We start from the raw sequence: 4079 nt of genomic DNA, 5'->3' as shown, positions 1-4079 counted from the left end.
GGGCTGCTGCTGGCCGACTCCAGCGAGCAGGTGCAGGGCTGGGGCCGGCCGGTCTTCACCCGGCGCTGGTCGACGACGGCTCCCCGCGAACGCCCGAGCGCCGCCACGCTGGCCGCCACCGGATACCGCGTCGGGCTCACCGCCGTGGCGATCGCGGTGCTGCTGCCCACCATCGTCCCCGGCATCCACCCGCGGGGCATGTTCGGCATGGGCGGAGCGGGGGGCCGCGGGTCGGGGTCGCAGTCGGTGACCACGCCCGATCCCCTCGTCAGCCTGAAGCGCGAGCTGACCCGCCAGGACGACGCGGTCGTGCTGACCTACCGCACCGACGACCGCGAGCGTCCCGACTACCTGCGGATGTACGCCCTGGACCGGTTCGACGGCGACCGGTGGACCTACAGCGCCCTGCAGAGCACCGCCAGGGACCGCATCGGCGACGGCGCGCTCCCGCCCGCACCGGGCACCGGCTCGGCTCCGACCCGCCCGGTGAGCACCCGGATCGAGGTCGATGACCGGGTGAAGGAGATGACGTTCCTGCCGATGCCGTACCCGCCGCTCCAGGTCGCCATCAAGGGCGACTGGCGGGTCGACCCGCAGTCGCTCATGGTCTACTCGCTGCGCGACGCCGCGGGCGGCCGGGCCTACACCGTGAACAGCCTTCGGGTGCAGCCCACGGACACGCAGCTCACCGCGGCCTCCGAGCAGGCCCCGCCCGACATCACCCGCCGTTATCTCGCCATCCCGCGCGAGGTCCCCGAGGGGATCAGGAGGCTGGCGATGAGCAAGTCGGCTGAGGGCGCGTCACTGTACGAGAAGGCCGTGAAGCTGCAGCAGTGGTTCACCGACTCGGGCGAGTTCACCTACGACCTGTCCAGGCAGTCGCCCAAGCACGTGTCGGATCTCGTCGACTTCCTGACGGTGAGCAAGAAGGGCTACTGCGAGCAGTTCGCCGCGTCGATGGCGCTGCTGGCCCGCACCCTCGGCATTCCCGCCCGGGTGGCGATGGGCTATACGGCCGGCTCGCAGGCGCCCGACGGCTCTTGGGTCGTACGGTCCAGGGACGCGCACGCGTGGCCGGAGCTGTACTTCGAGGGCGTCGGGTGGGTGCGATTCGAACCGACGCCCTCGGGCGGCCTGGGTCAGGGCACGGCAAGCGTCCCCCCGTACACCCAGCCCGTCGCGGCCGAGGAACCCGTGCCGGGCGACCAGGCCTCGCCGACCCCGAGCGAGTCGGCCGGCGCCGACTCCAGCGCCTCGCCGGGCGTCACACCGGGCCGCAGGCCAGACGACCTCGGCCAGACGGGCGCCGGCGATCTGTCCGACACCTCGGGAGGATGGTGGATCTCACCGGCGTGGATCGCCGGGGTCCCCCTCCTCCTGTTGATCATGGCGATGCCGATGAGCGTCGCGGCGCTGAGCCGCAGGCGCCGATGGGAACGCGCCGGATACTCTCTCGCCTCCGGCCGTGCGCGGCCCGGAAAGGCGGCCGAATGGCCGGCCGAACGGCATGACGAACTCCTGCGGCAACGAGCCCGCGACCGGGCGAACGCCGCCTGGACACAGCTGAAGGCCGACGCGATCGACCACAGGCTGCCCTGGCGGACCAACGAGAGCCCGCGAGCGACCTCACGCCGGCTCGCCGAGCACGTGCGGCTCGACACGGCGGCCGTGGACGCGCTCACCCGCATCGCCCTCGCCGAGGAACGCGCGCGCTACGCGCCCGACCCCGCCGACATGGACTCGTTGCGCGGTGATTCACGGCTGGTCCGCGACGCCTTCGCCCGCTCGGTGACGGGGCGCACCCGGTGGCGGGCCAGGCTCATGCCTCCCTCTGCGCTGGCGAGCTTCCGGCGCGCCGGCGGACGCGCACTCTACGCGATCGACATGCTGAGCGCCCTCGGCACCCGGCTGACCAGGCCCCGCCGACGCGGCTGACGGACGGAGTCCCATCCGCGGTGACGCCTACCGCCGATGCAGCTACTCGCCCTGGGAACGGCGCCGCCAGCGCTCTTCGAGCCGCTCCATGAAGCCGCTGCGGGAGGTCCGGTCGGGCCGCTTCTGCGGCGTCTCCGGCTCGGTGCCCACTCCGGTCATGCGCTTCCAGCTGACCAGCCCCCAGACGCAGCAGACGAACATCAGCGCGAATCCGGTCAAGCTGATCACGATGCTGATCGGCATGACGTTGACGACAAGGCCGGCCATCAGGGCGCACACACCCAGCACGAAGCCGAGGGCGGCCTTGACGATACGGCGCCGGTAGTGCGCCTGAGGGTTCGTCGAGCGGACCGTGTTGGCGAACTTCGGATCTTCGGCGTACAACGCCCGCTCGATCTGGTCGAGCTGACGCTGCTCGTGCTCAGAGAGCGGCACGGTGCCTCCCAACGACTGCCCCGCGGCCGAGAATCCACTGCCGGACGGGGCCCTGGCTATTGGTGATATGCCCAGAATACGAGGCGGAGCGAGCGTACGAAAGAAAACGTCCCACCGAGGACTGCGCGTAGGAGTGCGAATGCGCTCCGATCATCGTCATCTCTCCCTCGTGTCACTGCCGTCACGGCGGTTCATGAGCACCGCCGGCCGTACGGCCCCTTTGCCGAACCTGCTCGCCGCCAGGTCCATGACCCGCTCCGCCTCTCGCCAGCTCGTGTCCGGTTCGTCGAACGCCAGCTGACGGGGGGTCTCATCTGCGGAACCGAGGTTCTCCACCCGTACTCCGACGAGCCGCAGGGGCGTCCGGTCCAGCCCGGCCGCCTCGTAGAGCTCGCAAACTGTGGCATAGATCACACGTGCCAGATCCGTAGGCTCCCTGAGAGTGCGGGAGCGGGTCATCGTTTTGAAGTCCGCCATGCGTAGTTTGACGCATACGGTACGCCCTACGTGCCCTCCGGACCGCAGCCGGGCACCGACCTTCTCGGCCAGCCGCAGCAGTTCGCGCCTGATGATCGCCGGTTCGTCGATGTCAGTGTCGAAGGTCTCCTCGGCGCCGATGCTCTTGTCCTGGCCGGTGGCGACCACCGGCCGCGGGTCACGCCCCCAGGCGAGCTCGTGCAGATGGGCGCCGAGGGCGGAGCCGAGTTCCCGCTGCAGAGCGCTGAGGGGCACCTGGGCGAGATCGTGGACCGTCAGCAGGCCCAGGCGTGCGAGGGTCTGTTCTGTGCGCTCTCCCACACCCCACAGGGCCGCCACGGGCAGGGCGTGCAGGAAGTCGATGACGCCGTCCACGGGCACCACGAGCATGCCGTCGGGCTTGCACCTGGTCGAGGCCAGTTTGGCCACGAACTTGGTGCTCGCCACCCCGACCGAGCAGGTGATGCCCTGCTGCTCGCTCACCTGGGTCCGGATGACCTGCGCGATCTCAGCCGGCCGGCCGAGCCTGCGCCGGGCCCCCGCGACGTCGAGGAACGCCTCGTCCAAGGCGAGCGGCTCGACGAGCGGGGTCACAGACCGGAACACCTCCATGACGGCCCTGGAGACCCGCGCGTAGACGTCGTGCCGCGGCGGCAGCACCACCGCCTGCGGGCACAGCCGCCGCGCCCTGGTCATCGGCATGGCGGAGTGCACGCCGTAGGTCCGGGCCTCGTACGACGCCGCCGCCACGACGCCGCGCGGTCCCGCTCCCCCCACGACGACCGGCGTGCCGCGCAGTTCGGGACGGCCCAGCAGTTCCACGCTCACGAAGAAGGCGTCCATGTCGACGTGCAGGACGGTGCAGCCGGTGTCGTCGCCCGGCGGCCCGGGCTGGGGCCCCGGCCGGTGCAGCTGCTGCTTCCTGCTCATCCGTCCGTCGCCGGCCCCACCGGGTCAGGCACGGTCTGCCAGCAGGTGGAGCTGCGTGGCGAGATCGCGTAGGACCGGGTGGGTCGAGGCGGCCGCCTCCAGGGAGATCAGCGCCTCGGCGGCCTCGTGGTCGCCGTCGACGAGGCTGCCGGGAACGAGATCGGCGAAGATCCGCACGCCCTGCACCTCACCGGCCCGCAGACCGGCCCGGCCGGCGAGCTCGGCGAGAGACTCGCGGGTGAAGCGCCGGGGAACCGGGTCGCGATCGCCCCATCGGCCGTCGGGGTCGGACAGCACGCGGC

At 71.5% G+C, this 4079-nt stretch carries 3 protein-coding genes and 1 pseudogene; 1 reads left to right on the top strand and 3 read right to left on the bottom strand.

Annotation, left to right across the window (positions count from 1 at the left end; genetic code table 11):
* A partial coding sequence (locus HKK72_RS36865; RefSeq protein ID WP_187239025.1) for a transglutaminaseTgpA domain-containing protein occupies positions 1–1935 on the top strand: 1935 nt, incomplete at its 5' end.
* 42 nt (positions 1936–1977) lie between these two features.
* Here HKK72_RS36865 and HKK72_RS36860 read toward each other — a convergent pair.
* From HKK72_RS36860 to HKK72_RS36850, 3 genes and pseudogenes are all read right to left on the bottom strand, one after another.
* The gene (locus tag HKK72_RS36860) at positions 1978–2370 is read right to left on the bottom strand and encodes a DUF3040 domain-containing protein (RefSeq protein ID WP_187239024.1); all 393 of its coding nucleotides are present in this window, start codon (positions 2368–2370) and stop codon (positions 1978–1980) included.
* 156 nt (positions 2371–2526) lie between these two features.
* Complete coding sequence (locus HKK72_RS36855) at positions 2527–3777, bottom strand: DNA polymerase IV (RefSeq protein ID WP_187239023.1); 1251 nt, start codon at positions 3775–3777, stop codon at positions 2527–2529.
* A 24-nt stretch (positions 3778–3801) separates the two neighbouring features.
* A pseudogene (locus tag HKK72_RS36850) lies at positions 3802–4079 on the bottom strand (SAM-dependent methyltransferase); the annotation flags it as partial.

This window comes from Actinomadura sp. HBU206391 (assembly GCF_014323665.1).
GTDB lineage: Bacteria > Actinomycetota > Actinomycetes > Streptosporangiales > Streptosporangiaceae > Actinomadura_C.
Note: the sequence above shows the minus strand (reverse complement) of the source record. Positions and strands in the feature narration are given on the sequence as shown.

What these genes read in the sequence shown, in the direction of transcription:
- HKK72_RS36855 (WP_187239023.1), bottom strand. Translation starts at nt 3,777, where the DNA reads ATGAGCAGGAAGCAGCAGCTGCACCGGCCGGGGCCCCAGCCCGGGCCG.